The organism is Lysobacter sp. CC-YZS074, assembly GCF_056739745.1.
On sequence record NZ_CP200301.1, the window covers coordinates 2,878,544 to 2,905,022 of the forward strand.

General features: G+C 70.0%; 27 protein-coding genes. 9 read left to right on the forward strand and 18 right to left on the reverse strand.

Translation table 11 applies throughout. The features are described from left to right. The first annotated feature begins 4 nt into the window (after positions 1–4). Entirely contained in the window at positions 5–1,333 is a 1,329-nt protein-coding gene (locus tag U8331_RS13010) for a sensor histidine kinase (RefSeq protein WP_481131436.1), read from the forward strand. Between the two features lie 61 nt (positions 1,334–1,394). Here U8331_RS13010 and glmU read toward each other — a convergent pair whose 3' ends face one another. Further along, the gene (gene glmU, locus U8331_RS13015; protein WP_481131437.1) at positions 1,395–2,759 is read right to left on the reverse strand and encodes a bifunctional UDP-N-acetylglucosamine diphosphorylase/glucosamine-1-phosphate N-acetyltransferase GlmU; all 1,365 of its coding nucleotides are present in this window, start codon (positions 2,757–2,759) and stop codon (positions 1,395–1,397) included. A gap of 133 nt (positions 2,760–2,892) precedes the next feature. Here glmU and U8331_RS13020 point away from each other — a divergent pair, with 133 nt between their 5' ends. Then, complete coding sequence (locus U8331_RS13020; protein ID WP_481131438.1) at positions 2,893–3,276, forward strand: GtrA family protein; 384 nt, start codon at positions 2,893–2,895, stop codon at positions 3,274–3,276. Positions 3,277–3,342: 66 nt separating this feature from the next. Here the strand turns inward: U8331_RS13020 and U8331_RS13025 are convergent, their stop codons facing one another. The 12 genes from U8331_RS13025 to U8331_RS13080 all read right to left on the reverse strand — a co-directional run bounded on the left by U8331_RS13025 (position 3,343) and on the right by U8331_RS13080 (position 14,866). Beyond that, positions 3,343–3,768, reverse strand: a complete 426-nt coding sequence (locus U8331_RS13025) for a F0F1 ATP synthase subunit epsilon (RefSeq protein ID WP_481131439.1) — start codon at positions 3,766–3,768, stop codon at positions 3,343–3,345. Positions 3,769–3,838: 70 nt separating this feature from the next. Beyond that, on the reverse strand, positions 3,839–5,248 hold the full coding sequence (atpD, locus tag U8331_RS13030) for a F0F1 ATP synthase subunit beta (protein WP_481131440.1): 1,410 nt from the start codon (positions 5,246–5,248) through the stop codon (positions 3,839–3,841). Between the two features lie 78 nt (positions 5,249–5,326). Beyond that, complete coding sequence (atpG, locus tag U8331_RS13035) at positions 5,327–6,190, reverse strand: F0F1 ATP synthase subunit gamma (RefSeq protein WP_481131441.1); 864 nt, start codon at positions 6,188–6,190, stop codon at positions 5,327–5,329. Positions 6,191–6,203: 13 nt separating this feature from the next. After that, positions 6,204–7,754 carry a F0F1 ATP synthase subunit alpha gene (gene atpA, locus U8331_RS13040; protein ID WP_481131442.1) on the reverse strand — a complete coding sequence of 517 codons (1,551 nt, stop codon included), beginning with the start codon at positions 7,752–7,754 and terminating at the stop codon, positions 6,204–6,206. 73 nt (positions 7,755–7,827) lie between these two features. Next, the gene (locus U8331_RS13045; protein ID WP_481131443.1) at positions 7,828–8,355 is read right to left on the reverse strand and encodes a F0F1 ATP synthase subunit delta; all 528 of its coding nucleotides are present in this window, start codon (positions 8,353–8,355) and stop codon (positions 7,828–7,830) included. A 39-nt stretch (positions 8,356–8,394) separates the two neighbouring features. Then, positions 8,395–8,865 carry a F0F1 ATP synthase subunit B gene (locus tag U8331_RS13050; RefSeq protein ID WP_036212933.1) on the reverse strand — a complete coding sequence of 157 codons (471 nt, stop codon included), beginning with the start codon at positions 8,863–8,865 and terminating at the stop codon, positions 8,395–8,397. 91 nt (positions 8,866–8,956) lie between these two features. Further along, positions 8,957–9,223 (reverse strand): F0F1 ATP synthase subunit C, encoded by a 267-nt coding sequence (gene atpE / locus U8331_RS13055; protein ID WP_215219435.1) that lies wholly within the window; start codon positions 9,221–9,223, stop codon positions 8,957–8,959. Between the two features lie 79 nt (positions 9,224–9,302). After that, the gene (gene atpB, locus U8331_RS13060) at positions 9,303–10,127 is read right to left on the reverse strand and encodes a F0F1 ATP synthase subunit A (protein WP_481131444.1); all 825 of its coding nucleotides are present in this window, start codon (positions 10,125–10,127) and stop codon (positions 9,303–9,305) included. Positions 10,128–10,137: 10 nt separating this feature from the next. Continuing rightward, positions 10,138–10,506: a hypothetical protein gene (locus U8331_RS13065; protein WP_481131445.1), complete on the reverse strand. Its 369-nt coding sequence runs from the start codon at positions 10,504–10,506 to the stop codon at positions 10,138–10,140. Between the two features lie 275 nt (positions 10,507–10,781). Further along, positions 10,782–12,671 (reverse strand): dihydrolipoyl dehydrogenase, encoded by a 1,890-nt coding sequence (gene lpdA / locus U8331_RS13070; RefSeq protein ID WP_481131446.1) that lies wholly within the window; start codon positions 12,669–12,671, stop codon positions 10,782–10,784. 63 nt (positions 12,672–12,734) lie between these two features. Next, positions 12,735–13,376 (reverse strand): hypothetical protein, encoded by a 642-nt coding sequence (locus tag U8331_RS13075; RefSeq protein WP_481131447.1) that lies wholly within the window; start codon positions 13,374–13,376, stop codon positions 12,735–12,737. After that, positions 13,376–14,866: a dihydrolipoyllysine-residue acetyltransferase gene (locus tag U8331_RS13080; RefSeq protein WP_481131448.1), complete on the reverse strand. Its 1,491-nt coding sequence runs from the start codon at positions 14,864–14,866 to the stop codon at positions 13,376–13,378. Before U8331_RS13080 ends, U8331_RS13075 begins: the two co-directional genes overlap by 1 nt. Before the next feature lie 308 nt (positions 14,867–15,174). Here U8331_RS13080 and U8331_RS13085 point away from each other — a divergent pair, with 308 nt between their 5' ends. Together U8331_RS13085 and U8331_RS13090 are read left to right on the forward strand one after the other, a co-directional pair. Continuing rightward, a complete protein-coding gene (locus U8331_RS13085; RefSeq protein ID WP_481131449.1) occupies positions 15,175–15,807 on the forward strand; it encodes an OmpW/AlkL family protein in 633 nt (210 codons plus the stop codon). Between the two features lie 133 nt (positions 15,808–15,940). Further along, on the forward strand, positions 15,941–16,135 hold the full coding sequence (locus U8331_RS13090) for a hypothetical protein (protein WP_481131450.1): 195 nt from the start codon (positions 15,941–15,943) through the stop codon (positions 16,133–16,135). 14 nt (positions 16,136–16,149) lie between these two features. Here the strand turns inward: U8331_RS13090 and U8331_RS13095 are convergent, their stop codons facing one another. Next, positions 16,150–16,995 (reverse strand): DMT family transporter, encoded by an 846-nt coding sequence (locus U8331_RS13095; protein ID WP_481132991.1) that lies wholly within the window; start codon positions 16,993–16,995, stop codon positions 16,150–16,152. A gap of 213 nt (positions 16,996–17,208) precedes the next feature. Between U8331_RS13095 and U8331_RS13100 the strand changes: the two genes are divergently transcribed. From U8331_RS13100 to U8331_RS13110, 3 genes are all read left to right on the forward strand, one after another. Continuing rightward, a complete protein-coding gene (locus U8331_RS13100) occupies positions 17,209–18,354 on the forward strand; it encodes an OmpA family protein (protein WP_481131451.1) in 1,146 nt (381 codons plus the stop codon). A 63-nt stretch (positions 18,355–18,417) separates the two neighbouring features. Next, positions 18,418–18,900, forward strand: a complete 483-nt coding sequence (locus tag U8331_RS13105; protein WP_481131452.1) for a YajQ family cyclic di-GMP-binding protein — start codon at positions 18,418–18,420, stop codon at positions 18,898–18,900. 93 nt (positions 18,901–18,993) lie between these two features. After that, entirely contained in the window at positions 18,994–19,539 is a 546-nt protein-coding gene (locus U8331_RS13110) for a DUF1415 domain-containing protein (protein WP_481131453.1), read from the forward strand. Between the two features lie 399 nt (positions 19,540–19,938). On the opposite strand, the gene U8331_RS13115 is transcribed toward U8331_RS13110, so the two are convergent. Continuing rightward, entirely contained in the window at positions 19,939–20,640 is a 702-nt protein-coding gene (locus U8331_RS13115; protein ID WP_481131454.1) for a pseudouridine synthase, read from the reverse strand. After that, a complete protein-coding gene (locus U8331_RS13120) occupies positions 20,637–21,737 on the reverse strand; it encodes a class I SAM-dependent methyltransferase (protein ID WP_481131455.1) in 1,101 nt (366 codons plus the stop codon). Before U8331_RS13120 ends, U8331_RS13115 begins: the two co-directional genes overlap by 4 nt. A 105-nt stretch (positions 21,738–21,842) precedes the next feature. On the opposite strand from U8331_RS13120, the gene U8331_RS13125 reads away from it, so the two are divergent. Next, positions 21,843–22,580 (forward strand): DNA-formamidopyrimidine glycosylase family protein, encoded by a 738-nt coding sequence (locus tag U8331_RS13125; RefSeq protein ID WP_481131456.1) that lies wholly within the window; start codon positions 21,843–21,845, stop codon positions 22,578–22,580. 123 nt (positions 22,581–22,703) lie between these two features. After that, on the forward strand, positions 22,704–22,970 hold the full coding sequence (locus U8331_RS13130; protein WP_481131457.1) for a hypothetical protein: 267 nt from the start codon (positions 22,704–22,706) through the stop codon (positions 22,968–22,970). Between the two features lie 125 nt (positions 22,971–23,095). Here the strand turns inward: U8331_RS13130 and U8331_RS13135 are convergent, their stop codons facing one another. Both U8331_RS13135 and U8331_RS13140 read right to left on the reverse strand, forming a co-directional pair. Further along, on the reverse strand, positions 23,096–25,663 hold the full coding sequence (locus U8331_RS13135) for an ABC transporter permease (RefSeq protein ID WP_481131458.1): 2,568 nt from the start codon (positions 25,661–25,663) through the stop codon (positions 23,096–23,098). Beyond that, the gene (locus U8331_RS13140) at positions 25,660–26,439 is read right to left on the reverse strand and encodes an ABC transporter ATP-binding protein (RefSeq protein ID WP_481131459.1); all 780 of its coding nucleotides are present in this window, start codon (positions 26,437–26,439) and stop codon (positions 25,660–25,662) included. The genes U8331_RS13135 and U8331_RS13140 overlap by 4 nt, the downstream gene beginning before the upstream one ends. Positions 26,440–26,479: the final 40 nt, after the last annotated feature.

The window sequence follows — 26,479 nt, forward strand, 5'->3', positions numbered from 1 at the left end:
CCACATGCGCCGGTTTCGCCGTCTGCCGCTGAGTCTGGTCTTCACCGCACTCGCGCTGCTGCACGTCGCCGTGGCGCTCGGGCTGGCGCTGTGGCTGCAGCGCTGGGCGTCGCCGCCGTGGCTCGCCGCTGTGCTGGCACTGGTGATCGACCTGCCGCTGCTGGCGTGGCACGTACGCCGTGCGTTCGCACCGATGCACTCGCTGTTCCGCGCGCTGGCCGGAACGGTATCCAGCTACCGCGACGGCGACTTCAGTTTCGGCCTGTCGTGGCGCACGCCCGACGAACTCGGCGAACTGGTCGCCAGCCACAACCGCCTCGGCGAGGTGCTGCGCGAGCAGCGCATCGCGCTGGTGCAGCGCGAGCTGCTGCTCGACACCATGGTGCAGAACACGCCGGTGGCGATGGTGCTGGTCGACCCGGCGCGACGGGTGGTGCACGCGAACCTGGCCGCCCGCAAGCTGCTCGGCGAAGGCCGCCGGCTGGAGGGCCAGGCCTTCGACGAGGTGCTGGCCCGCACCTCGGCCGCGTTCCAGGAAGCGTTCGCGCGCGGTGGCGACGGCATGTTCACCGTCGGCGACGAGGACGACATCGACAGCGGCAGCGAGGACATCTACCACCTCGCCCGGCGCCAGTTCCGCCTCAACGGACGACACCACGAACTGGTACTGCTGCGGCAGCTCACCGCCGAACTGCGCCGTCAGGAAGTGCAGACCTGGAAGAAGGTGATCCGGGTGATCAGCCACGAGCTGAACAACTCCCTGGCGCCGATCGCCTCGTTGGCGCATTCCGGCGCGGAGCTGCTGCGGCGCGGACAGCACGAGCGCCTGCCGGCGGCGCTGGCCACGATCGAGGACCGGGCGCGGCACCTGGAGCGCTTCATCCGCGACTACGCCCGGTTCGCCAAGCTGCCTTCGCCGCGACTGGAGAGCGTGCCGTGGTCGCACTTCATCGCGCAGCTGCGCAGCCAGGTGGAGTTCGCGGTCGATGGATCCCCGGGTGACCACGTCGGCCGCTTCGATGTCGCCCAGCTCGAACAGGCCCTGCTGAACCTGATCAGGAACGCGCACGAATCCGGATCACCCGCCGGGGACGTGGTGCTATCGCTGCGGCGGCTACCCGGACATTGGCGGCTCGACGTGCTCGACCGCGGCAGCGGGATGAACGAAGCGGTGCTCGCCAACGCGCTGCTGCCCTTCTACTCCACCAAGCGCCACGGCACCGGGCTGGGCTTGGCGCTGGCGCGCGAGATCGCCGAGGCGCACGGCGGCCGGATCGCGCTGCTCAACCGCGACGGGGGCGGGTTGTGCGTGTCGATGGTGCTGCCGGACTGAGGAGGCCGCTCCTACAAAGGCATGGGCTGACGCGGGAAGGCTTCGCGAATTCCCTGGCCGACTACTTCTTCCTGGGCCGCTGCCAGCCTTCGACCACGGTCTGCCGCGAGCGGGCTACCGTCAGTTGCCCGGCCGGCGCTTCGCGCGTCACCACCGAACCGGCGGCGATCGTGGCTTCCTTGCCGATCGTCACCGGCGCCACCAGCGAACTGTTGGAGCCGATGAAGGCGCCGTCCTCGATGCGCGTGGTCGACTTGTTCACGCCGTCGTAATTGCAGGTGATGGTGCCGGCGCCGACGTTGACGCCGACGCCGATCAGCGCGTCGCCGATGTAACTCAGGTGGTTGACCTTGCTGGTCACGCCGATCCTGGCGTTCTTGGCCTCGACGAAGTTGCCGATGTGCACGCCGTCGGCGAGCACCGTGCCCGGCCGCAACCGCGCGAACGGGCCGATGGTCGCAGCGCCCTCGACCACCGCGCCGTCGAGGTCGCAGTGCGCGCGCACCTCGGTGCCCGGGCCCAGCCTGACATCGCGCAACCGGCAGAACGGGCCGATCCGCACCCCGTCGGCGAGCTCCACGTTGCCTTCCAGGACCACGTCGACATCGATTTCCACGTCGCTGCCGACCGACACCTGGCCGCGCACGTCGATCCGCGCCGGGTCGGCCAGGCGCGCGCCCGCGATGCAGAGCCGGCGCGCGGCGCGCGCCTGGAACGCGCGCTCCAGCTGCGCCAGTTGCCACGGATCGTTGGCGCCCTCGACTTCCAGCGGATCGTGCACGTGCACCATTTCGGCTGCGCTGAACTCCGCCGCGGCGCTGGCGAACACGTCCGTCAGGTAGTACTCGCCCTGCGCATTGTCGTTGCCCAGCGCGCCCAGCCAGCGCCGCAGCGGCTCGCCATCGGCCACCAGGATGCCCGTGTTGACCGTGCTGATCTCGCGCTGCTCTTCGTCGGCGTCCTTGTGCTCGACCACCTTGGCGACGTTGCCCTGCGCGTCGCGCACGATACGGCCGTAGCCGGTCGGGTCGTCGAGGTCGGCCACCAGCACGGCGATCCTGCCCGACCCGGCGAGCAGGCGCCGCAGGGTATCGGCGGTGATCAGCGGCACGTCGCCGTACAGCACCAGCACGCGTGCGTCCTGCGGCACGTCGGGCATCGCCTGCTGCAGGGCGTGCCCGGTGCCCAGACGCTCGGCCTGCTCGCTCCAGTGCAGATCGGGTTGCCGGCCAAAGGCGTCGCGCACCCGCTCGCCGTGGTGCCCGTAGACCACGTGGATGCCGGCCGGCTCGAGTGCCCGCGCGGTGTCGATCACATGGCCGAGCATCGGTTGACCGGCGATCTTCTGCAGCACCTTGGGGAGCGCGGACTTCATCCGCTTGCCCTCGCCCGCGGCGAGGATGACAACGTGCAGGGGGGCGGGCATCGGAACTCCAGGGCACTCGGGGATCGAACGCGATTCTAGCGTCGACGGCCTGCTAGGATGCCGCGGTGCCGAATTCCAGAACGCGAAACCACGCCCGCCTGCACCGCCGCTCCCTGCCGGGCACGCCGTGTCGATGAGCCTGACCCGGCAAGGCCGCAGCTTCCTGCTCGTTGGCGCACTGCAGTACCTGGTCGACTGGGGCGTGATGGTGCTGCTCAGCCACAACGGCCTGCCGGTCGAGCCGGCCAACATCGCCGGCCGGGTCAGCGGCGCGCTGCTGGGGTTCTGGCTGAACGGCCGTTTCACCTTTGCCGGCGACGACACGGCGGTGGGGCGGCGCCAGTTCCTGCGGTTCGTGCTGCTGTGGTCGCTCACCACCTCCATCAGTACCTGGTCGATGGGCGCCATCGACGACATCGCGGGACTCAAGTGGTCGTGGCTGGCGAAGCCCGGCATCGAAGTGCTGCTTGGCGGCTTCGGCTTCCTTGTGTCGCGGCACTGGATCTACCGGCGCTGAGCCCGGACAGCAGAACGCCGGCGCGGGGCCGGCGTCTGCGGGTACGACATTGCGATGGACTGCGCGTCAATGCTTGACGTTCTTGCGCAGGCGCTCCAGCGCGGACAGCTGGGCCATGACCTCGGCCAGCTTCTGCTGCGCTTCGGCGACTTCCATCGGCTCGGCGCGGCGGGCCAGGACCCGCTCGGCTTCCTCCTTGGCGGCGCGCACGGCGGCTTCGTCGATGTCCTGGGCGCGGATCGCGGTGTCGGCCAGCACGGTCACGACCTGCGGCTGCACCTCGAGGATGCCGCCGGACACGGCGAAGTCCATCTGCTCGCCGTTGGGCAGGGTCACCACGACCTTGCCCGGCTTGAGGCGGGTGATCAGCGGCGCGTGCTTGGGCGCGATGCCGAGTTCGCCGAGCTCGCCGGTGGCGACCAGCAGTACGGCCTCGCCGTGGAAGATCTCTTCCTCGGCACTGACGATGTCGCAACGGAAGGTGGATGCCATCTGGTGTCTCGCTTTGCTCGGAAGGGAAGACCGCTGCCGGCGTTACGCGGTGCGCGGCGCCGGCCGGTGATCAGGCGGCTTCGCCGGTGATCTTCCTGCCCTTCTCGACGGCTTCCTCGATCGAGCCGACCATGTAGAACGCCTGCTCCGGCAGGTGGTCGTACTCGCCTTCGACGATCCCCTTGAAGCCGCGGATGGTGTCCTTCAGCGGGACGTACTTGCCCGGCGAACCGGTGAACACCTCGGCGACGTGGAACGGCTGGCTGAAGAAGCGCTCGATTTTGCGCGCGCGCGACACGGCCTGCTTGTCCTCTTCGGACAGCTCGTCCATGCCGAGGATCGCGATGATGTCCTTCAGTTCCTTGTACTTCTGCAGGGTGGCCTGGACCTTGCGCGCGACGTCGTAGTGCTCGTTGCCGATCACGTTCGGGTCGAGCTGGCGCGAGGTCGAGTCGAGCGGGTCGACCGCCGGGTAGATGCCCAGCGAGGCGATGTTTCGCGACAGAACGACGGTGGCGTCGAGGTGGGCGAAGGTGGTCGCCGGCGACGGGTCGGTCAGGTCGTCCGCGGGCACGTACACGGCCTGGATCGAGGTGATCGAACCGGTCTTGGTCGAGGTGATGCGCTCCTGCAGCACGCCCATTTCCTCGGCCAGGGTCGGCTGGTAGCCCACCGCCGACGGCATGCGGCCCAGCAGCGCCGAGACCTCGGTACCGGCCAGGGTGTAGCGGTAGATGTTGTCGACGAAGAACAGCACGTCGCGGCCCTTGCCCGACTCGTCCTTCTCATCGCGGAAGTACTCGGCCATGGTCAGGCCGGTCAGCGCGACGCGCAGGCGGTTGCCCGGCGGCTCGTTCATCTGGCCGTAGACCATCGCCACCTTGTCGAGGACGTTGGAGTCCTTCATCTCGTGGTAGAAGTCGTTGCCCTCGCGGGTACGCTCACCGACGCCGGCGAACACCGACAGGCCTTCGTGCGCCTTCGCGATGTTGTTGATCAGTTCCATCATGTTGACGGTCTTGCCCACGCCGGCGCCGCCGAACAGGCCGACCTTGCCGCCCTTGGCGAACGGGCACATCAGGTCGATGACCTTGATGCCGGTTTCCAGCAGCTCGTTGGTCGCGGCCTGCTCTTCATAGGTCGGCGCGTCGCGGTGGATTTCCCACTGGTCGGTCGCCTCGACCGGACCGGCCTCGTCGATCGGGGTGCCGAGCACGTCCATGATGCGGCCCAGGGTGCCCTTGCCGACCGGCACGGCGATGCCGCGGCCGGTGTTGGTCGCCACCAGGTTGCGCTTGAGGCCGTCGGTGGAGCCCAGCGCGATCGCGCGGACCACGCCGTCGCCCAGCTGCTGCTGCACTTCCAGCGTGATGGCGGTGTTGTCGACCTTCAGCGCGTCGTAGACGTGCGGGACGGACTCGCGCGGGAACTCGACGTCGACGACGGCACCGATGATCTGAACGATCTTGCCCTGGCTCATGATGTTTCCTCGTATCTCTGATGCTGCGTTGCGGCCCGCAGGTTGCGCCCGCACTGGATGGTTTGATGACGCGTGGGGTCAGACCGCCGCGGCGCCGCCGACGATTTCCGAGATTTCCTGGGTGATCGCCGCCTGCCGCGCCTTGTTGTAGACCAGCTGCAGGGTGTCGATCAGCTTGCTGGCGTTGTCGCTGGCCGCCTTCATCGCGACCATGCGCGCGGCATGCTCGGAGGCGACGTTCTCCAGCACCGCCTGGTACACCAGCGACTCGACGTAGCGGGTCAGCACGTGTTCCAGCACGCCCTCGGCGTCGGGCTCGTAGATGTAGTCCCAGTCGTGCCGCGCGATCTGGGCTTCCGGCGCCGGCAGCGGCAGCAGCTGGTCGAAGCTGGCCTTCTGGGTCATCGTGTTGACGAAGCCGTTGTAGGCCAGGAACACGCGGTCGATGCTGCCGTCGCTGTAGCCGTCGAGCATGACCTTGACCACGCCCACCAGCTGCTCCAGGTGCGGCGCGTCGCCCAGGTGGCTGACCGAGGCCAGCATGTTGACCTTGACCCGGCGGAAGAACACCGAGGCCTTCTGGCCGATGGTGACCACGTCGACCTCGACGCCCTGGTCGTTCCAGCGGCGGATCTCGCCCAGCAGCTTGCGGAACAGGTTGTTGTTGAGGCCGCCGGCCAAGCCGCGGTCGGACGACACGATCAGGTAGCCGACCCGCTTCGGGTCCTTGCGCTCGACCATGTACGGGTGCTGGTAATCGGAATTGGCCTGCGCCAGGTGCCCGATCACCTGCTTCATCACCCGCGCATACGGACGCGAGGTCTTCATCCGATCCTGCGCCTTGCGGATCTTCGAGGCCGAGACCATCTCGAGCGCGCGCGTCACCTTGCGGGTGTTCTGCACGCTCTTGATCTTGGTTTTGATTTCGCGTCCGCCTGCCATCGTCGTGCCCGCCTTACCAGGTGCCGGTCTGCTTGAACTCTTCGATGCCCTTCTTGAACTGGGCTTCGATCTCGTCGTTCCAGTTGCCGGTGCTGTTGATCTTGCCCACCAGCTCGCCCTGGGTGTTGGCGAAATGGGCGTGCAGGCCTTCCTCGAAGGCCATGATCTTGTTGACCGCGACGTCGTCGAGGTAACCCTCGTTGACGGCGTAGATCGACAGCGCCTGCATCGCGATGGACATCGGCGCGTACTGCTTCTGCTTCATCAGCTCGGTGACGCGCTGGCCGCGCTCGAGCTGCTTGCGGGTGGCTTCGTCCAGGTCCGAGGCGAACTGCGCGAACGCGGCCAGCTCACGGTACTGGGCGAGCGCGATGCGGATGCCGCCCGAGAGCTTCTTGATGATCTTGGTCTGGGCCGAGCCACCGACGCGCGACACCGAGATGCCGGCGTTCACGGCCGGGCGGATGCCGGCGTTGAACAGGTCGGTCTCGAGGAAGATCTGGCCATCGGTAATGGAGATCACGTTGGTCGGCACGAACGCCGAGACGTCGCCGGCCTGGGTCTCGATCAGCGGTAGCGCGGTCAGCGAACCGGTCTGGCCCTTGACCTCGCCGTCGGTGAACTTCTCGACGTACTCCTCGGACACGCGCGCGGCGCGCTCGAGCAGGCGGCTGTGCAGGTAGAACACGTCGCCCGGGTAGGCTTCGCGGCCCGGCGGGCGCTTGAGCAGCAGCGAGATCTGGCGGTAGGCGACGGCCTGCTTGGACAGGTCGTCGTACACGATCAGCGCGTCCTGGCCGCGGTCCATGAAGTACTCGCCCATGGTGCAGCCGGAGTAGGCGCTGATGTACTGCATCGCCGCCGACTCGGACGCGGTGGCGGCGACCACGATGGTGTGGTCCAGCGCGCCGTTCTGTTCGAGCTTGCGCACGATATTGGCGACGGTCGAGGCCTTCTGGCCGATCGCCACGTACACGCACTTGATGCCGGTGCCCTTCTGGTTGATCACCGCGTCGATCGCCATCGCGGTCTTGCCGGTCTGGCGGTCGCCGATGATCAGCTCGCGCTGGCCGCGGCCGATCGGGATCATCGCGTCGACCGACTTGTAGCCGGTCTGCACCGGCTGGTCGACCGACTTGCGCCAGATCACGCCCGGGGCGACACGCTCGACCGGCGCGGTCGACTTGGCGTCGATCGGGCCCTTGCCGTCGATCGGCTCGCCCAGCGCGTTGACCACGCGGCCGAGCAGCTCGGGGCCGACCGGTACTTCGAGGATGCGACCGGTGGTCTTGGCGACGTCGCCCTCGACCAGGTGCTCGTAGTCACCCAGGACCACGGCGCCGACCGAGTCGCGCTCCAGGTTGAGCGCCAGCGCGAACGTGTTGTTTGGCAGCTCGATCATCTCGCCCTGCATGACGTCGGCGAGGCCGTGGATGCGCACGATGCCGTCGGACACCGAGGTGACCGAGCCTTCGTTGCGCGACTCCGCGGACAGCTTGACCTTCTCGATGCGGGTCTTGATCAGTTCGCTGATTTCGGACGGGTTGAGCTGGGTGGTTGCCATCTTCTTTTCCTGGTTGGGCGGGCGGGGCCCGCCTTCGCGTTCGGCAGGCCAAGGCCCGCCCACGTTGTTGCTGTCAGTGGGCCAGTGCGCCCTGGAGCCGCTCGAGCTTGCCCTTGAGCGAGCCGTCGATCACCACGTCGCCGGCGTCGATCACCGCACCGCCGATCAGCGACGGATCGACCGCCGTCTCGATCTCGACATCGCGCCCGAAGCGGCGCTTGAGGCCGTCGCGGATCGACTCGAGCTCGCTGGCCGGCAGCTCGCTGGCCGCGGTCACCCGCGCCTTGACGATGCGCTCGGCCTCGGCGCGCAGTTGCTCGAACAGCCCTGCGATCTCCGGCAGCAGCGCCAGCCGGTGGTTGTCGGCGAGCAGGCCGATGAAGCGGCGCAGCTCCTCGTCGGCACCGTCGGCGGCGAGCAGGGCCACCGCGTCGTCGTTCGACAGCTGCGGGTGCGACAGCAGCGACTGCACCCGCGGGTCGGCCGCGATCTGCGCGGCGAACGCGAGCGCCTGCGACCACGACGCGGCACGGCCGTCGTTGCGCGAGGCCGCGAATGCGGCGCGCGCATACGGGCGGGCGAGGGTCAGGGACTGGCTCATTGCTTAAGGCTCATCGCTTGGGGCATCGGTCGGAGCGCGTCAGAGCTGCGCGGCGAGTTCGTCGAGCAGCGCCTTGTGGGCGTTGGCGTCGATCTCGCGCTTGAGCAGTTTCTCGGCACCGCTGACGGCCAGCACCGACACCTGCTTGCGCAGGTCCTCGCGGGCGCGGTTCTGCGCGGCGACGATCTCGGCGTCGGCCATCGCCTTCTGGCGGGTGGCTTCCACCGCGGCGTCGGTCTTGGCCTGGTCGACGATCTGATTGGCGCGCTGGTGCGCCTGCTCGATGATCTCGTTGGCCTTGACCCGTGCTTCTCGCAGCGCGGCGTCGGCGCTCTGCTGCGCCTGGGCGAGGTCCTTCTGGCTGCGCTCGGCAGCCGCCAGGCCCTCGGCGATCTTCTTCTGGCGCTCTTCGATGGCCGCGTTCAGCGGCGGCCAGATGAACTTCATCGTGAACCAGACAAGGATCGCGAAGGAGATCATCTGACCGAAGAAAGTCATGTTGGGATTCATGACGGGTCCTCGACGTTACTGGCATGGACCGGCCGCGATGGCCGGTCCGGGGGCGCGACCCGTGCCGGGGCACGGGCCGCCGCGCGGATCATCAGCCCTGCAGGGCGCTGATCAGCGGGTTGGCGAAGCCGAAGAACAGGGCGACGGCGAGACCGATGATGAACGCCGCGTCGATCAGGCCGGCGAGCAGGAACATGCGGCCCTGCAGCATGGGGACCAGTTCCGGCTGGCGGGCGGCCGACTCGAGGAACTTGGCACCCATGATCGCGATGCCGAGGCAGGCGCCGAGCGCGCCGAGGCCGATGATGATGCCGATCGCGATGGCGGTCAGACCCTGAACGTTGGCGATGAACTCCATGGTGCTTCTCCTGGGGTAAAGGCTGTTGCTTGAAGTGGATGGAACGAAGGGTTGGAACTGAAGCGGATTACTGCGGCAATCAATGGCTCTCGCGGGCGCCGGCGATGTAGACGACCGTGAGGATCATGAAGATGAAGGCCTGCAGCAGGATGATCAGGATGTGGAAGATCGCCCACGCCGCGTTGGCGATGATGCCCGGCACGAAGGTGGTCCAGCTGGCGAACAGGCCGGCGATCAGCATGAACACGAGCTCGCCGCCGTACATGTTGCCGAACAGTCGCATTGCCAGCGAGATCGGCTTGACCAGCCACTCGATGATGTTCATCAGCAGGTTGACCGGCGCCAGCACCACGGCGATGAAGCCGTGCGCGTGGAACGGCGCGGTCAGCAGCTCCTTGCCGAAGCCGAACCCGCCCTTGGCCGACCAGGCATGGCCGATCAGGATCAGGAACACCGAGGCCGAGATGCCGAAGGTGGTGTTGAGGTCGGCGGTCGGGACCAGGCGCCAGTAGGTGTGCGCGGCGGCTTCCTCACCGGCGACGGTGTGGATGCCCCAGCCGACCAGGTCGAGCGGGATCAGGTCCATCGTGTTCATGAACACGATCCAGATGAAGATCGTCAGCGCCAACGGCGTGACCGAGCGGCGGTCGCCGTGGAAGGTGTCCTTGACCTGGCCGTCGACGAACTCGACGATCATCTCGACGAAGGCCTGGCCCTTGCTCGGCACGCCCGGCGTCGCGCGCCGCGCGGCGAGGCCGAACCACAGGATGAACACCAGGCCCAGGCCGAGGCCGACGAGCCAGGAGTCGATATTGAACTGGCCGCCCAGCACCTCGACGGTGTTGTGCCCGAGGTGGTGCTGGATGTATTCGTTCAGGCCGCCCGAACCGGTCTGTTCACTCACGAAAGACACCTTATCGTTTCAGAATCTGGGCCAGCACGAAGGCCAGCGTCGCAGCCAGCAAGCCGGCCAGCATCGGCAGTGGTGGCAACCCGAACCCGGCGAGGCCGAGCGCAAACACCGCAATCACCACCACCCACTTCAACACCACTCCCGCCAGCAGCCGCGCCATTGCCGCGCCTGCCGGCTGGACTCCGCCGCCCAGCGCCAGCAAGGCGGCGAGCGCGCTCCCCGCCACCAGCGCCCCACCGCCGACCAGCACCCCAAGCGCCGACGGCATGCCATGGGAGAGGAGGGCCAGGGCGACCAGCGCCGTCGCGCCTGCCTGGAAGACAGTCGCGCGCAGCGCCAGCCGGCGACCTGCGGACATCGGATCGTGCACGCGCGGTTCGTCGGTCTGGGGAGGTTGGGCGTCAGACGCCCGGTGGAGCCGCGGAATTATAAGGACGGGCACTGCCGCCGGCAACCGTCGAAAGCCACGTGTCGTGAGCGGCGCTGGCTGAACGGATCCGCACGGGCGTCGGAACCTTTCACCCGCGCCGGCGGTCAATCTCTCCGCACCTCCCGCCGCCTCTCTCTCCTCGTCAAGGCAAACGGCAGCGGCGGGCACGAAGCCCCGGCCTGATCCGCCGGGGCTTCATCTTTTCGCCCGACCGGCTACTTCTTCTTCGGGAGGTACAGGTCGGTGATCGTGCCGTCGAACACTTCGGCCGCCATCGCCACCGACTCGCTCAGGGTCGGGTGCGGATGGATGGTGTGGCCGATGTCGGCGACTTCGCAGCCCATCTCGATCGCCAGCGCGACCTCGGCGATCAGGTCGCCGGCGTGCACGCCGACGATGCCGCCGCCGATCACCCGGTGGGTGGCCTCGTCGAACACCAGCTTGGTGAAACCTTCGGTGCGGCCGATGCCGATCGCACGGCCGGAGGCGGCCCACGGGAACTTGCCGACGCCGACCTTCAGGCCCTTCTCCTTCGCCTCGGCTTCGGTCACGCCGACCCAGGCGATCTCCGGGTCGGTGTAGGCGACCGACGGGATCACCCGCGCAACCCACTCCTTCTTCTCGCCGGCGGCGACTTCGGCGGCGAGCTTGCCCTCGTGCGTGGCCTTGTGCGCCAGCATCGGCTGGCCGACCAGGTCACCGATCGCGAAGATGTGCGACGCGCTGGTACGCATCTGCCGGTCGACCGGGATGAAGCCGCGGTCGGTGACCTCGACGCCGGCCTTGTCCGCATCGAGCCGGCCGCCGTTCGGCGCGCGCCCGACCGCGACCAGCACCCGGTCGAACAGCTGCGCATCGGGCGCGTTGCCGCCTTCCTTTGCCGGTTCGAACGCGACCTTCAGACCCTGCTTCTGCGGTTCGATCTTCGCCGCCTTGACCTGCAGGTGGACGGCCACGCCCTGCTTCTTCAACCGGTCGGCGAGCGGTTTGACCAGATCCTTGTCGGCACCCGGCATGAGCTGGTCCATGAACTCCACCACGGTGACTTCGCTGCCGAGCGCGCGGTACACGGTCGCCATCTCCAGGCCGATGATGCCGCCACCGACGACGAGGAGTTTGCTGGGCACCTCGGCCAGCTCCAGCGCATCGGTGGAATCCATCACCCGTTCGTCGTCCCACGGCAACCCCGGCAGCTTCACCGCCTGCGAGCCGGCGGCGATGATGCACTGCTCGAAGCGGACCAGCCGGGTCTGGCCGTCGTGTTCGACCTCGAGCTCGTTGGCGGAAACGAAACGGCCGGAGCCGGCCACCACGCGCACCTTCCGCTGCTTGGCCATGCCGGCCAGCCCCTTGGTCAGCTGGCCAACCACCTTGTCCTTGTACGCGCGCAGGGCGTCGAGCTCGATCCTGGGTTGTCCGAAATCGACGCCGAAGTCCTTCGCGTGCGCAGCCTCGTCGATCACCGCGGCGGCATGCAGCAGCGCCTTGGACGGAATGCAGCCGACGTTGAGGCAGACGCCGCCGAGGCTTTCGTAGCGCTCGACCAGCACGGTGTCGAGGCCCAGGTCGGCGGCACGGAACGCGGCGGTGTAGCCGCCCGGCCCGGCGCCGAGCACGAGCATGCGGCACTCGACATCGGCCTTGCGGCCGGACGCGGGCGCCGCCGCGGGCGCGTTGCCGCGCGACCCGGCAGCCGGTGCGGAACCCTTGTCGGCGGCCCTGTCGGCGTCCTTCCGTGGTCCGGCAGGCGCGGGTTTGGCAGGCTCCTGCGCGGGCTTGGCGCCGGCAGTGGACGGGGCCTGCGCCTCCGGAACGCTCTTCGCGTCGCCCTTCGCGTCGCCCTTCGCGTCGTCCTTCGCGCCGCCTTCCGCCTCCAGCACCGCGATCACGGCCCCTTCCGACACCTCGTCGCCGACCTTGACCTTCAACTCCTTCACCACGCCGGAGGCGCTGGAAGGCACCTCCATCGTCGCCTTGTCCGATTCCAGCGTCGCCAGCCCCTGGTCGACCGCGACCGTGTCGCCAACCGCGACCAGCACCTCGATCACAGGCACCTTGTCGAACCCGCCGATGTCGGGAACCTTGATTTCGATGGATTTGGCCATGTCTGCCCCTTTGAATCAGTGTGGCCGCGTGCGCGGGTACGCACCGGCGTCGCCGGCGGCGGCTCAGTCGGCCGCGGCCAGTTCCTTGTCCAGCTCGTCCAGCGATTGCCGCAGGTCCTGCCAGCGCTCCTGGAAATCGTCCGGGTCTTTCTCGCCGGCCGCGTCCACCAGTGCCTCGGCCTGCTCGATCACCACTTCGCCCGGGCCGCAGTCCGGCTCCAGCCCGCTGACCCGCTGGCCGTCGATCACGAAGCTCAGCAGGTCGCCGTCGTGGAAACGTGCGTCGCGATCGGCGGCGACCCCGCCCTGCAGGGTCCGTCGCCACCCCTCCACCAGGCGGGTGGCGAGCGCGGCGGGGATCGCCACTTCCCGCACTTCGGGCTGCTGCTCCACCAGCAACACCCGGCGGACGCCGTTGGCGATGGTCTCGCGATGGTCGACGCGTTCGGGCGCGCGCGCGTAGCGCAGCGCCCAGTCACCCTCGTCCGCCGGTGGCACCAGCATCAACACGCTTTCGCTGCCGCGCCGCGGCAGCCAGGTCAGTTGCAGCGCGGGCGCAACGCCGTCCGCCAGCAGGGCTTCCACGGCATCACCGTGGTTGGCCGTTGCCGGCGGCCAGCCGTGCCCGAGCGGCAACGGGCACCCGGCGGCCTGGACGGCCGGCGCCGCCAGCAGCAGCAACGGCAGCAGCGCGCGGGCTCGCATCACAGCAGGATCCGGCGCATGTCGGCCAGCACCTGCCCCAGGTAGGTGGTGAAGCGGGCGGCGGCGGCGCCGTCGATCACGCGGTGGTCGTAGCTGAGCGACAGCGGGAGGGTGAGCCGCGGCTCGAATTCCCTGCCGTTCCAGACCGGCTTCATGTCCGAACGCGATACGCCCAGGATGGCGACTTCCGGCGCATTGACGATCGGGGTGAACGCGGTGCCGCCGATGCCGCCCAGCGAGCTGATCGAGAAGCAGCCGCCGCTCATCTGCGCCGGGCCGAGCTTGCCCTCGCGCGCCTTGGCGGCGAGTTCGGCGGTCTCGGCGGCGATCTCCATCACGCCCTTCCTGTCGCAGTCGCGCACCACCGGCACCACCAGCCCGTTGGGCGTGTCGGCGGCGAAGCCGATGTGGAAGTACTGCTTGAGCACGAGGTTCTCGCCGGTCGCGTCGAGCGAGGCGTTGAAGTCGGGGAACTGCTTCAGCGCAGCGACCGAGGCCTTCATCAGGAACGCCAGCATGGTCAGCTTGGTCGCCTTGCCCTTGGCGATCGCCTTCTCGTTTTCCTTGTTGAGCTGCACCCGCAGCGCTTCAAGGCCGGTGATGTCGGCATCGTCGAACTGGGTGACGTGCGGGATCATCGCCCAGTTGCGCGCGAGGTTGGCGCCGGAGAGCTTCTGGATCCGCGACAGTTCGCGGGTCTCGACCGGGCCGAACTTGCCGAAGTCGACCTTCGGCCACGGCAGCAGGTCGAGGCCGCCACCACCGGTCGCGACGCCCTTGCCGGCAGCCGCGCCGCCGGACATCACGCCCTTGACGAACTTCTGCACGTCCTCCCTGCCGATCCGCCCGCCGCGCTGGCTGCCGGTCACGCGCGACAGGTCGACGCCGAGCTCGCGGGCGAACAGGCGCACCGCCGGACTGGCGTAGGGCACCTTGTCGGGCAGCAGTTCATCGGCGTCGAACACCACCGGCGGCGAGCGCGGCGCGCCGGCGTCGCCGTTCGCTTCCGCGTCGTTTCCGCGGGCGGCGGCGGCCTCGCGCCTGGCCAGGTTGTCGGGTTGGCCGACGTTGGCCGGCTCGGTACCGGTGCCGGACTCGGCGGTGCGGACCTGCTCCTTCGGCGCCTCGGGTTCGGCGCGTCCGCCGTTGGACGTTTCGGCGCCGGCGCCGTCGTCCTTCGCGGCCTTGCCGTCACTCTTTGCTTCCGCCTTGCCCGCACCGGCCTTGGCGTCATCGCCTCCGGCCGCGCCCTCGGGCTCGATCATCGCGACCACGGCGCCTTCGCCGATCTCGTCGCCGACCTTGACCTTCAGCTCGCGCACGACGCCGGCGAACGGCGCCGGGACTTCCATCGTCGCCTTGTCGGACTCCAGCGTGACCAGCCCCTGGTCGACCGCGACGGTGTCGCCCACCGCCACCAGCACCTCGATCACCGGCACGCCGTCAAAGCCACCGATATCGGGGACGCGTGCTTCCTTCAACTCAGCCATGCTCGGCTCCGACCTGCGCGAAAGGTCCTTATTGTGGCCGCAGTGGTGCGAGGGCGCCAATCACGGTCCCCGCCGCAGGCGTTGCCGAGGCGGGCGGATCGCCCGTAACAGTGCCCGTTCCAGCGACCAGTCCAGCGGCCGTTCAGCGGCGCCCCGGGCCGTCGCGCGGCGCGCGTTAGCACGGGCCGCGATGAAGGTTCCATTGAGGCGGCAACCGCAGGGCAATCGGGGTTCATCCGCGCCTCGTTAGGTTGGCCGCGCTGCCAGCACACCGGCGGGCGCCCCCACAGAACGAGGAGACAACTCCCATGAAACACATCCGACACCTGACCTTGGCCCTGCTTGCCATCGCCCCCGCCGCCGCGTTCGCCCAGGACGCCACCGACACCAGCGACAAGCGCTGGGCCGTCGTCGGCGGCTACGCCCTGTCGGAGCCCACCGGCGACACCACCATCGCCGGCCAGGACGCCGACCTCGACGGCGACGGCGCCGCCACCCTCAGCGCGTCCTATTACGTGACCGACAACATCGCGATCGAAGCCTGGGGCGCGGCCGACAAGTTCAGCCACCGGGTCAACACCGCCAGCGGCAAGGCCGCCAGCATCGACTCCCAGCCGTACGCGGTCAGCGGCCAGTACCACTTCGGCACCAGCGCCCAGACCGTGCGCCCGTTCGTCGGCCTCGGCTACTACGAGAACAACTACGACGGCGAGGAGGTCGTGGCGAGCGGCGATCTGGCCGGCCAGCGCCTCGGCGTGGAAACCGCCAAGGGCGCGATGGCGACCGCCGGCGTCGACGTGAAGCTCAGCCCGAGCTGGTTCGCCCGCGCCGACGTGCGCTACCTGCACGGCGACTCGGACGTGATGCTCGACGGCGAGACTGTCGGCGAGGCCGAGACCAGCCCGGTGGTGGTCGGCGTGGGCCTGGGCGCGCGGTTCTGACTTCCACAGCGGATAGATGTCGGCAGCGGCGGGTCTCGGGGCCCGCCGTCTGTCCGGCCACTCACCCACCCGTTCAGGAAACCGGTCGCGCCCGCCGCTACGGTGGGCGCGCACCCATTGCCAGGAGCCCGACATGACCACCAAGCTCGACAAGCCGATCCGCCGCGAGGTCACCATCGAGGATCGCGCCTACACGCTGACGATCGATCCGGACGGGCTGAAGCTGGTCGAGAAAGGTCACCGCAAGGGCCAGCAGCTGCGCTGGCAGGACCTCGTCAACGGCGACGCCGCGCTCGCCGCCGCGCTGCAAGGCAGCCTGGAGGACTGACGAGGGCGTCTGCGTCAACCGGGTCCGGTGCCGGCCAGCGTACGTTCGCGCCTCAACAGGTACAGCCCGCTGGCGACGATGATCGCCGCGCCCAGCCAGGTCACCGCGTCGGGCAGCACGCCCCACAGGCTGATGTCCAGCAGCACGCCCCAGACCAGCGCGGTGTACTCCAGCGGCGCGATCTGCGAGGCCTCGCCGATCCGGAATGCTTCGGTGATCGCGTACTGGCCGACCGCGCCGGCCACGCCGACCCCAAGGATCACCCAGGCATCGGCGGCGCGGAGCGGTACCCACTGCGGCCACGCCAAGGCACCCGCTCCGAACGCGAGGAACACCAGCAGCCACACCATCATCGACGCGGTGGAGTCGGTGCGGCCGAGCACGCGCACGGTAATCGCACTGACCGCATAGCCGAGCGCCGCCAGCAGCACCGCGAGTGACGCCCAGCTCAGCAGGCCCTCGCCGGTAGGCCGCAGCAACACCAGCACCCCGCCCAGCCCGATCGCGATCGCGGTCCAGCGTCGCGGACCCACTTTCTCGCCCAGCAGCGGCACCGACAGCGCGGTGATCAGCAGCGGGGCGACGAAGAAGATCGAATAGGCGGTGGTCAGCGGCAGGCTCCGCAGCGCGTACGCGAACGCGGCCATCATCGCGATCCCGATGCCGCCGCGGAGCAGGTGCAGCGGCCAGCGCACACGCAGCAGCGGTGCCAGGCCAGCGCCGCTGACAAGCACCCACGCCAGCACGAACGGCAGCGAGGCGCCCCCGCGCAGCGCGGCGACCTGCATCGGCGGGTAGATCGCCGCCAGCGTCTTCAGGCCGGCGTCCATCAGCGAAAACGCCGCGACCGCGGCCAGCATGATCAGCGCCGCGCGCAGCGCGGGCGGGCGTGGAGCGGCCGCTTGCGGCAACACCGCAGGCTCGGGGCGACAGGGGGTATCCAATGACGGACTCCGGCAGGGAACCCGGAGCATAGCGGGGGTCCACCGCCCCGGTTCAGGATTGGCAGCTTCCGCCGGGGTTCTGCGTTAGCCCGTGCAGGCCGGACCGATATGTCCCGGCAAGGACCCGTCATGTCACCCGCCACGCCCTCCGCGTTGATCCCTTCGCTGATCCGCCCGATTCCGGTCATCGTCGGCTCGTGCCTGTGGCTGGCGACCGCCCTCGCCGGCTGCCAGCGGCCGCCCGCGGCGGCGGTGGCGACTCCGGCCGCGGGCGCGCGGCCGGTCGCGACGGTCGGGCCGGACGATGCGGTCGGATACAGCAATGCCGTGGCGACGCCCGGACCCGGAGCGGACCAGGGCCCCCCGGCGAAGGCGCCGGCGCCGGGCGAAGCAGAGCCGCCCGCCGCGTTCGATCCGGCCGCCGTGCCGGAAAGCACGGCAACGCTGCCGCCGTTCCCGCTGTTCGAAGCGCCCGAAGGCTTGGCGGGCTCCCTGCCCGACGAACGCGAGCGCGATTTCGATCGCAGCCACGTGATTGCCGGTGACGGCATCGTCGCGGTCGAAGGGCGCCTGTTCACCGAACGCTATCCGCTCCAGGGCGAGCGCGACTGGAGCGAGCTGGAGTTCCACAGCAACTATCGCGACGCCGTTACCGCGCTGGGCGGCGCGGAGGTCAGCCGGGTCCAGTTCACTCCCGCGGTGGCCCGGGCGTTCGGTGGCCGCGCGGCGGTGGACGCCCACTACCACGGCGCCTGCGCCAGCCCCGGATGCGAGAACCACACCTACCTCATCCGCCAGGGGGACGACGAATACTGGGTGCAGGTCAGCACCGGCCGGATCCCTGCGAGCGGCCAGGTGGCCGTGCTGCAGCGCCGGCCCATGGCGACCTCGCTCGCGCTGATGCAGGCGGCCGAGATGAAGCGCGCGATCGACACCGACGGCCGGATCGCGCTGCAGTTCAACTTCCCCTCCGACAGCGCCGCGCTGCGCGAGGGCGACCTGCCGCTGGTCGAGGAGATCACCACCCTGCTGCTCGACGACCCCGCGCTCGCGGTGTCGATCGACGGCCATACCGACGCGACCGGGACGCCGGCGCGCAACCGCGAGCTGTCGCGCCAGCGTGCCGAAGCGGTGCGCGATGCGCTGGTGGCGCGCGGCATCGACGCGCGCCGGCTCGCCGCGCAGGGCTTCGGCGCCGACCGCCCGCTGGCCGGCAACGGTGACGAGGCAGGCCGCGCACGCAACCGCCGGGTGGAACTGGTCAGGCGCGACTGAAGGGGGCGTGCGCCCGGGATGGGCGCCTGCGTTAACCTTTCGGCCCCACACCGGAGAACCGCCATGCCTTCCTTCGACGTCGTCTCCGAAGTCGACACCCACGAACTGACCAACGCCGTCGACCAGGCCAACCGCGAGCTCGGCAACCGCTTCGACTTCAAGGGCGTCGACGCGAAGTTCGCGCTCGAGGAGCAGGTCATCACCCAGTCGGCGCCGAGCGACTTCCAGCTGCAGCAGATGACCGACATCCTGCGCGCGCGGCTGATCGCGCGCGGCATCGACGTGCGCTGCCTGGAGTTCGGCGACGTCGAGACCAACGTCGCCGGCGCACGGCAGAAGATCACCGTCAAGCAGGGCATCGAGCGCGATCTGGCCAAGAAGATCCAGTCGACGCTGAAGGACGCCAAGCTCAAGGTCGACAGCCAGATCAACGGCGACAAGCTGCGCGTCAACGGCAAGAAGCGCGACGACCTGCAGTCGGCCATCGCGCTGCTGAAGGGGCAGGAATTCGAGCTGCCGCTGCAGTTCGACAACTTCCGTGATTGAGCCTTGGCCGGTGGTATCCGTCGTGTCGAGCGCTGCCAACACGGCGCTCGCCGTGACGGGCTGTAGCCAAGCCCGGACACAACCGCCGACGCCATGACCACCGCCGACGAAGATCCGATCGCCGCCACCCGCCGCTGGCTGGAGCGGGCGGTGATCGGGCTGAACCTGTGCCCGTTCGCCAAGGCCGTGCACGTCAAGGACCGGATCCGCTACGTCCTCTGCGAGGCGACCACCACCGACGCGCTGCTGGCGGAGCTGGCCGCCGAACTGGCGTGGCTGGCCGAGACCGATGCCGAGGTGGTCGACACCACCCTGCTGGTCCACCCGCACGTGCTGGCCGACTTCGACGACTACAACGACTTCCTCGACCAGGCCGACGCCGCGGTCGACGCGCTCGGGCTGGAGGGCGAGATCCAGGTCGCCAGCTTCCATCCCGACTACCGCTTCGCCGGCACCGCCGACGACGACCCGGGCAACTGCACCAACCGCTCGCCGTATCCGATGCTGCACCTGCTGCGCGAGGCCAGCGTCGAACGCGCGGTGGCGGCGTTTCCGGATCCGGACGCGATCGTCGGGCGGAATATCGAGGCGATGGAGCGGCTCGGGGTGGAAGGGTACTGGCGGTTGCTGGAGGGGTAGGCGGCCGACGCACGGCGATGCCGCGCGACAACGATTGCTGGCGTCGCGATAGTGGCGACAGCTCGGTCCGGGGCTTCTGTAGGAGCGGCTTCAGCCGCGATCGTGGAACCGGCGCGGACGGACGATCATCCGATCGCGGCGAAAGCCGCTCCTACAAAAGCACGGAATCTGCGCCAGATCGCCCCGGACGCACCCGGATTCGTCTCCTTCATTCCGGTCTGCGCCGGACGCGCCGTCGACTCGCCCTCCATGCGCTCCCCTGATTCACTTCTTCGAACTCGATCCCGATTCGCGCGGTATCGGCGTCGTGTCGGCTTCGCGATCGTCTCCGATGTAGGAGCGACGTGGGTCGCAGGATACTGACCGCGTTCCACCCCGGAACGCCGACCTCCGCCGCCGTCAGCCCGCGAACAACCGCGCCACGTCCCCGTCGCCGAGCACCTTCCACTCGCCGGCCGGCAGCCCGTCCAGCGCGAGGCCACCAATGCGGCTGCGGTGCAACGCATCCACATGGTTGCCGACCGCGGCGAACATCCGCCGGACCTGGTGGTAGCGGCCCTCGGTCAGGGTCAACCGGGCCTGCCGCGGGGCCGCCACCTCCAGCGCCGCCGGCGCCAGCGGGGTCTTCTCCGACTCCAGCATCAGCGTGCCGCTGGCGAACACCGCGGCCTCGTCGCCGCGCAGGTCCTGCGCGAGCGTCGCCTCGTACACCTTCGCCAGGTTCGACTTCGGCGACACGATCCGGTGCAGCAGCTGGCCGTCGTCGGTCAGCAGCAGCAGGCCGCTGGTGTCGCGGTCGAGCCGGCCGACGGTCGACAGCAGCGGCGAGCGCAGGCGGAAGCGCGGCGGCAGCAGGTCGTAGACGATCCGCCCCGGGTCTTTCGTCGAGCAGGTGTAGCCGACCGGCTTGTGCAGCATCAGCAACAGCCCGGCCGGCGGGTCGAGCGGCTCGCCGTCGATGCGGATCGCGGCGTGCGGCACCTGGTCGTCGGCGTACAGCACCTCCCCGTCGGCATCGGTGATGCGGCCCTCGCGGAACATCAGCGCGACCTGCTTGCGGCTGCCGTAACCGAGATTGGCGATCAGCCGGACCAGCCTCATCGCCAGTCCTTCCGGCCGCGGCGCTCCGGGCGCGGCGCCGACGCCGGCCGCGCCTTCACGGCCTCGATGATCTTGAAGCCGTCACGCTCGGCCACCGCATGCACCTCGCCGAAGCTCTCCGTCAGCACCGATTCGTAAGGCAGGTGGCGGTTCGCGACCAGCCACAGCCGCCCGCCCGGCTTCAGCGCCTCGGCGGCGACCGCGATGAAGCGGCGGCCGATGTCGGGCCGGTCGGCGCGGGTCTGGGTGTGGAACGGCGGATTGGTCACGATCACGTCGTACTGCGCCGGCAGGCCGGTGGTGACGTCGTACCAGTGGTAGCCGATCGACGCGCGCGCCTCGAACGGTGCGAGGTTGCGCCGCGCCAGCTCCAGCGCGCGCCGCTCGGCCTCGTACAGATCGAGCGCGGTGATGCCGGGGCAGCGTTCCAGCAGTTCGACCGACAGGTAGCCGAAACCGGCACCGAGGTCGGCGGCGCGGCCGGCGAGGTCGGCCGGCAACTGTTCGGCCAGCAAGGCCGAGGCCGGGTCGATCCGGTCCCAGGCGAACACGCCCGGGCGGCTGGTGAAGCGGCCATCGACGATCGGACGCGGCGCATCCAGCGCGAGCCAGCGCGCGAGCAGGTCGGCGTCGATGCTGGCGCCGCCGTCGCCGTGCAATGGCGCACTCCAGTACGCGCGGCTCTTGTTCTTGACCAGGCTGCCGACCGGGCCGACCAGTTGCCGCAGGTCCGCCTCGCCGGACTTCGCGCCCTCGTTGTTGGCGAGGCAGGCCACGACCCGTCCGCCCGGCGCGAGCAGCGACACCGCGCGGGCGTACAGCGCGCGCGCCTCCTCGCGCTGGCGCGGCGGCAGCACCAGCACCAGCGGGTAGCGGCGTTCGTCGCTCGCCTCGACCCGCACCAGCCCGGCACGCGACAGCGCGTCGGCATCGGGCCGGAAGCTCTGCTCACACACCAGCCCGGGCCACTCGCGCCGGTGCAGCGCGGCGCCCTCGCGCGCGCGCAGCAGCAGCGCGCCGCCGTCGGCGGGCCAGGGCAGCAGGCCCTGTTCGAAGGGCAGCAACAGCGTCTGCAGCGCGGGATCGTCGTGGGCCATGCGGTCAGGTCGGGCAGGTGGGGCCGGCAGTTTAGCGAGCGCGGGCCGAGCGGGCCGCGTCGGGCCTGCACGGCGTCGTGACCGGCGCGCACGCAGGCTGCGGCCATGCCCGAAGGTCCGTCACTGGTGATCCTGCGCGAGGAGGCGGCGAAGTTCGCCGGCCGGCGCATCCAACGCGTCGGTGGCAACAGCCGGCTCGACATCCAGCGCATGGCCGGCCGGCGCGTCGAGGCGCTGCGCACCTGGGGCAAGCACTTCCTGATCGTGTTCGACGGCTTCGCCCTGCGCGTGCACTTCCTGCTGTGGGGCAGCTACCGGATCGACGAGCGCCGCGAGGGCAGCGCCGAGCGGCTGGCGCTGGTGTTCGACAACGGCGAGCTGAACTTCTATTCGAGCTCACTGAAGTACATCGAGGACGACCTCGACGCGGTCTACGACTGGGGCGCCGACGTGATGTCGGACGCGTGGGATCCGAAGGCGGCGCGGCGCAAGCTGAAGGCGATGCCGGAGGCGCTGGTCGCCGACGCGCTGCTCGACCAGGACGTGTTCGCCGGGGTCGGCAACATCATCAAGAACGAGGTGCTGTTCCGCATCCGGGTGCATCCGGAAACGCCGGTCGGCGCGCTGTCGGCGCGCAAGCTTGGCGAACTGGTCCGCGAGGCACGCGAGTACAGCTTCGACTTCTACCGCTGGAAGAAGGACTACGTGCTGAAGAAGCACTACCAGGTGCACACGAAGACCGAATGCCCGCGCTGCGGCCGCCGGCTGGCATTCCGCGCCAGGCTCGGCAGCAAGCAGCGGCGCGCGTTCTTCTGCGAGCACTGCCAGAAACGCTACGGCTGATCCGGGCAGGTGTTCAGCAAAGCGGCCGCGGCCGCGGGCGTTTAGCCGCAAATCCATGAAGGCTTCATCGCGCCCCAACGCCACGGCCGCCACCCTGAGGCCACACCCTCACCGGAGAACGCCATGCGCGCCCTATTCGTCGGAGGCACGGTCGACAACAGCGAGCTGGACATGAACGGCGAGCCGCCCGCCCACTACCCGGAAAACACCGGTGGCGGGCGTCCGCGGTACCGCCTGCACCATGTGGGCCGGCACGACGGCGAAACCGCCTACGCCGTGTATGCCGCGCCCGAGACCCCCGACGACGAGGTGGAGCGCATCGCCGACGAGCGCGACTACGCGCGCCGGTTCGGCGCGACGGAGGTGGCGCCCCGGTTGACCGCGTCCTGATCGTACTTGTCGCTCCTTTCAGGAGCGGCTTCAGCCGCGATCCGTCATCGTTCGCCCGAGCCGTTTCACGATCGCGGCTGAAGCCGCTCCTACAAGGGCGGGCACCCGGCTCGGCCCCCTGGCGGTCAGCCCTGCAGTTCCCGCAGCGTCACCGACGGCGGCGCGTCGAGCACCCGGCGGGTGGCGAACATCCCCGCCAGCAGCGCCGCCGCCGTGCCGAGCGCGCCGCCCACCGCCGCCATGCCCCAGTTCGGCTGCCACGGCAGGTCGAACGCCTGCTCGGCGACGACCCCGGCGAGCACCGACGCGGCGATTGCCGCCACCAGCCCCGACAGCAGTCCGATCGCGGCGAACTCCGACGCCTGCGCCAGCCGCAACTGGCGCCGGCTACCGCCGAGCGTGCGCATCACCCCGCCCTCCAGCAGGCGCTCGTCCTGGCTGGCGCTGACCGCCGCCATCAGCACCAGCAGGCCGGCGCCCAGCGAGAACCAGAACACCACCTCGACCACCGTCGAGACCTGGTCGGCGGTGCCGCGCACCTGGTCGAGCACGGCGTCGATGTCGATCACCGTCAGGTTGGGGAAACGCCCGACCAGGTCCGCGGTGAAGCGCGGCCGGTCCGGCGGCACGCTGACCGCGGTGATGTGGCTGGCCGGGAAGCCGTCGAGCGCGCCGGGCGAGGCCACCACGAAGAAGTTCGGCCGGAAGCTTTCCCAGTCGACCTCGCGCAGGCTGGTCAGGCGCGCGGCAAAGCGCTGGCCGGCGATGTCGAACGCCACCGTATCGCCGATCTTCCAGCCCAGCGATTCGGCGTAGCCCTGCTCGACCGAGATCTCCGGCGCTGCCGGCGGGACCGCGCCCCAGAACTCGCCCGCGACGACCTGGTTGTCCTCGCGCAGCGTGGCCGCCATCGACAGGTTGAACTCGCGGTCGGCGCGGCGGCGCGAGCGGCGTGCCTCCTCGTCGGCCGCTTCGGCGTCGGCTCCGGCGTAGTCGTCGCCGGTCACCGGCTCACCGTTGTGCTCGACCAGCCGCGCACGGACCATCGGGAACAGGGTCGGCTCGCCGATGCCCTGGGCGGCGATGAACGCGCGCACGTCGTCGACCTGGTCGTCCTGCACGTTGATGATGAAGCGGTTCGGCGCCTCGGCCGCGAGCTGCAGCTGCCAGCGGTCCAGCAGGTCGGTGCGCACGAAGGTCAGCAGCAGCAGCGCCATCAGGCCGAGGCCGAGCGAGGCGACCTGGGCGATGCTGGTGGCCGGGCGGCGGCCGACGTTGGCCAGCCCGTAACGCAGGCTGCCGCGCAGGCGCGATCGCACCCGCCGCAGCAGCACGATCAACCCCCAGGCCAGCGCCGCCAGCACCGCGAAGGTCGCCACCAGCCCGACCAGCATCGCGGTGCCGACCTCCACCGAGCCCGCCTTCCACCACAGCAGCGCGCCCAGTCCCGCCAGGCCGGCCAGCGCGACCAGCCAGGCACTCGGCTCGGTCGGATCGAGGTCACGGCGCAGCACCCGCAGCGCCGGCACCCGCCGCAGCGCCAGCACCGGCGGCGCGCCGAACGCGAGCAGCACCAGCAGGCCGACGCCGAAGCCCTGCAGCGCCGGCATCGGCCCGGCCGGCGGGATCGCCATCCCGAGCACCGGCTCCAGCCACGCGCCGATACCCCATTGCAGGACAAACGCGATCGCCACTCCCACCGTGCTGGCCAACGCACCGAGCAGCAGCAGCTCGCCGATGTGGATGCCGGCCAGCGTCGACTGGCTCGCACCGAGGCAGCGCATCACCGCGGTGCCCGACAGGTGGCGCTCGCTGTGGCGGCGCGCGGCCATCGCCACCGCGACCGCCGCCAGCACCACCGACACCAGCGCCGCCAGCCCGAGGAACCGGCCGGCGCGGTCGAGCGCGGAGCGGATTTCCGGGCGCGCATCGGCCACCGTTTCCAGCCGCTGGCCACGCGCGAGCGCCGGCGTGGCGGCGGCGACGAACCGCTCGACCGCGCCCGCGTCGCCCGCCACCACGAGCCGGTACCGGATGCGGCTGCCTTCCTGCACCAGGCCGGTCGCGGTCAGGTCTTCGAGGTTGAGGAACACCTTGGGCGCGACGTTGAAGTAGTCGAGCGCGGCATCCGGCTCGGCGACCACCAGCGCAGCGAGTTCCAGTGTCGAGTCGCCGATCGTGACGTTGTCGCCGATGCGCGCATCCAGGGTGTCGGCGCCGGCGCGGCTCAGCCACACCGTGCCCCGCGCGGGTACGCCGTGCGCCGCCCGCTCGACACCGTCCGGTCCCGCGATGGTGAACGCCCCGCGCAGCGGAAAGCCCTCGCCGAGCGCGCGCAGGTCGCCCAGTTGCAGGCGCGCATCGCCGGCCGCGCCATCGCTCCGGCCGACGCGGATCATGGTGTTGAGCTCGACCGTGCGGGTGCGCTGCAGCCCCTCCGTCAAGGCGACCTGTTCGATCGCGTCGCCGACCGGCGCGTCGCCACGCACCACCGCATCGCCGCCGAGCAGGCGGTTGGCCTCGATCGCCAGCGCACGCTCGGCGCGGTCGGTCACGAAGCCGACCGCGGTCACCGCCAGCACCGCCAGTACCAGCGCGGCCAGCAGGATCCTCACGTCGCCGGCGCGGAGGTCGCGGCGCATCTGCCGCCACGCCATCGCCAGCACGTTGCCCGCGCCGAAACGCCGGCTCATGCGCCAATGCGCCCGTCGGCCGCACGCGCGTCCGCAACGCGCTCGTCCGCCACCAGCCGGCCCGCGTCCAGCCGCAGCCGGTGGCGGCAGCGCTCGGCGAGGTGGTCGTCGTGGGTGACCAGTACCAGCGTGGTGCCGGCCTCGGCGTTTAGCGCGAACAGCAGCTCGATGATCGCCTGCCCGGTATGGCTGTCGAGGTTGCCGGTGGGTTCGTCGGCGAACAGCAGCGACGGCTCGGTGACGAACGCCCGCGCCAGTGCCACGCGCTGCTGCTCGCCGCCCGACAGCTGGCGCGGGTAATGGTCGAGTCGCTCGCCGAGGCCGACCTTGGCCAGGATCGCACGCGCCGGCGCCTCGACCTCGGCGTCGCCACGCAGCTCCAGCGGCAGCATCACGTTCTCCAGCGCGGTCAACGACGGCAGCAGCTGGAAGTTCTGGAATACGAAGCCGACCTTCTCGCCGCGCACCCGCGCGCGACCGTCCTCATCCAGCGCCGACAGCGGCTCGCCGTGCAGCACCACCCGTCCGTCGCTGGGGATGTCGAGCCCCGCCATCAACGACAGCAGGGTGCTCTTGCCCGAGCCGGAGGCACCGACGATCGCCACGGTGTCGCCGCGCGCAACGGTGAAGCCGACATCGGCGAGAATGACCAGCGGGCCGGACGGCAGCTGCACGCGTTTGCCAAGCGACTCGACCACGAGCGCCGGCGGCAGGTCGGCCGCCGTGGCGGAGGAAACGGCGGTGGCGGAGGCAAAGGAAGCGGAATCGGTCGTCATCATGGATTTTCTTGTGGAGCGCGGGCGGGTCCGGCCCGCA

Excerpts from the sequence above, each read along its gene's own strand:
- U8331_RS13010 (WP_481131436.1), top strand. The coding sequence starts at position 5 with ATGCGCCGGTTTCGCCGTCTGCCGCTGAGTCTGGTCTTCACCGCACTC.
- glmU (WP_481131437.1), bottom strand. The coding sequence starts at position 2,759 with ATGCCCGCCCCCCTGCACGTTGTCATCCTCGCCGCGGGCGAGGGCAAG.
- U8331_RS13020 (WP_481131438.1), top strand. The coding sequence starts at position 2,893 with ATGAGCCTGACCCGGCAAGGCCGCAGCTTCCTGCTCGTTGGCGCACTG.
- U8331_RS13025 (WP_481131439.1), bottom strand. The coding sequence starts at position 3,768 with ATGGCATCCACCTTCCGTTGCGACATCGTCAGTGCCGAGGAAGAGATC.
- atpD (WP_481131440.1), bottom strand. The coding sequence starts at position 5,248 with ATGAGCCAGGGCAAGATCGTTCAGATCATCGGTGCCGTCGTCGACGTC.
- atpG (WP_481131441.1), bottom strand. The coding sequence starts at position 6,190 with ATGGCAGGCGGACGCGAAATCAAAACCAAGATCAAGAGCGTGCAGAAC.
- atpA (WP_481131442.1), bottom strand. The coding sequence starts at position 7,754 with ATGGCAACCACCCAGCTCAACCCGTCCGAAATCAGCGAACTGATCAAG.
- U8331_RS13045 (WP_481131443.1), bottom strand. The coding sequence starts at position 8,355 with ATGAGCCAGTCCCTGACCCTCGCCCGCCCGTATGCGCGCGCCGCATTC.
- U8331_RS13050 (WP_036212933.1), bottom strand. The coding sequence starts at position 8,865 with ATGAATCCCAACATGACTTTCTTCGGTCAGATGATCTCCTTCGCGATC.
- atpE (WP_215219435.1), bottom strand. The coding sequence starts at position 9,223 with ATGGAGTTCATCGCCAACGTTCAGGGTCTGACCGCCATCGCGATCGGC.
- lpdA (WP_481131446.1), bottom strand. The coding sequence starts at position 12,671 with ATGGCCAAATCCATCGAAATCAAGGTTCCCGACATCGGCGGGTTCGAC.
- U8331_RS13075 (WP_481131447.1), bottom strand. The coding sequence starts at position 13,376 with ATGCGAGCCCGCGCGCTGCTGCCGTTGCTGCTGCTGGCGGCGCCGGCC.
- U8331_RS13080 (WP_481131448.1), bottom strand. The coding sequence starts at position 14,866 with ATGGCTGAGTTGAAGGAAGCACGCGTCCCCGATATCGGTGGCTTTGAC.
- U8331_RS13085 (WP_481131449.1), top strand. The coding sequence starts at position 15,175 with ATGAAACACATCCGACACCTGACCTTGGCCCTGCTTGCCATCGCCCCC.
- U8331_RS13090 (WP_481131450.1), top strand. The coding sequence starts at position 15,941 with ATGACCACCAAGCTCGACAAGCCGATCCGCCGCGAGGTCACCATCGAG.
- U8331_RS13095 (WP_481132991.1), bottom strand. The coding sequence starts at position 16,995 with ATGCTGGCCGCGGTCGCGGCGTTTTCGCTGATGGACGCCGGCCTGAAG.
- U8331_RS13100 (WP_481131451.1), top strand. The coding sequence starts at position 17,209 with ATGTCACCCGCCACGCCCTCCGCGTTGATCCCTTCGCTGATCCGCCCG.
- U8331_RS13105 (WP_481131452.1), top strand. The coding sequence starts at position 18,418 with ATGCCTTCCTTCGACGTCGTCTCCGAAGTCGACACCCACGAACTGACC.
- U8331_RS13110 (WP_481131453.1), top strand. The coding sequence starts at position 18,994 with ATGACCACCGCCGACGAAGATCCGATCGCCGCCACCCGCCGCTGGCTG.
- U8331_RS13115 (WP_481131454.1), bottom strand. The coding sequence starts at position 20,640 with ATGAGGCTGGTCCGGCTGATCGCCAATCTCGGTTACGGCAGCCGCAAG.
- U8331_RS13120 (WP_481131455.1), bottom strand. The coding sequence starts at position 21,737 with ATGGCCCACGACGATCCCGCGCTGCAGACGCTGTTGCTGCCCTTCGAA.
- U8331_RS13125 (WP_481131456.1), top strand. The coding sequence starts at position 21,843 with ATGCCCGAAGGTCCGTCACTGGTGATCCTGCGCGAGGAGGCGGCGAAG.
- U8331_RS13130 (WP_481131457.1), top strand. The coding sequence starts at position 22,704 with ATGCGCGCCCTATTCGTCGGAGGCACGGTCGACAACAGCGAGCTGGAC.
- U8331_RS13135 (WP_481131458.1), bottom strand. The coding sequence starts at position 25,663 with ATGAGCCGGCGTTTCGGCGCGGGCAACGTGCTGGCGATGGCGTGGCGG.
- U8331_RS13140 (WP_481131459.1), bottom strand. The coding sequence starts at position 26,439 with ATGACGACCGATTCCGCTTCCTTTGCCTCCGCCACCGCCGTTTCCTCC.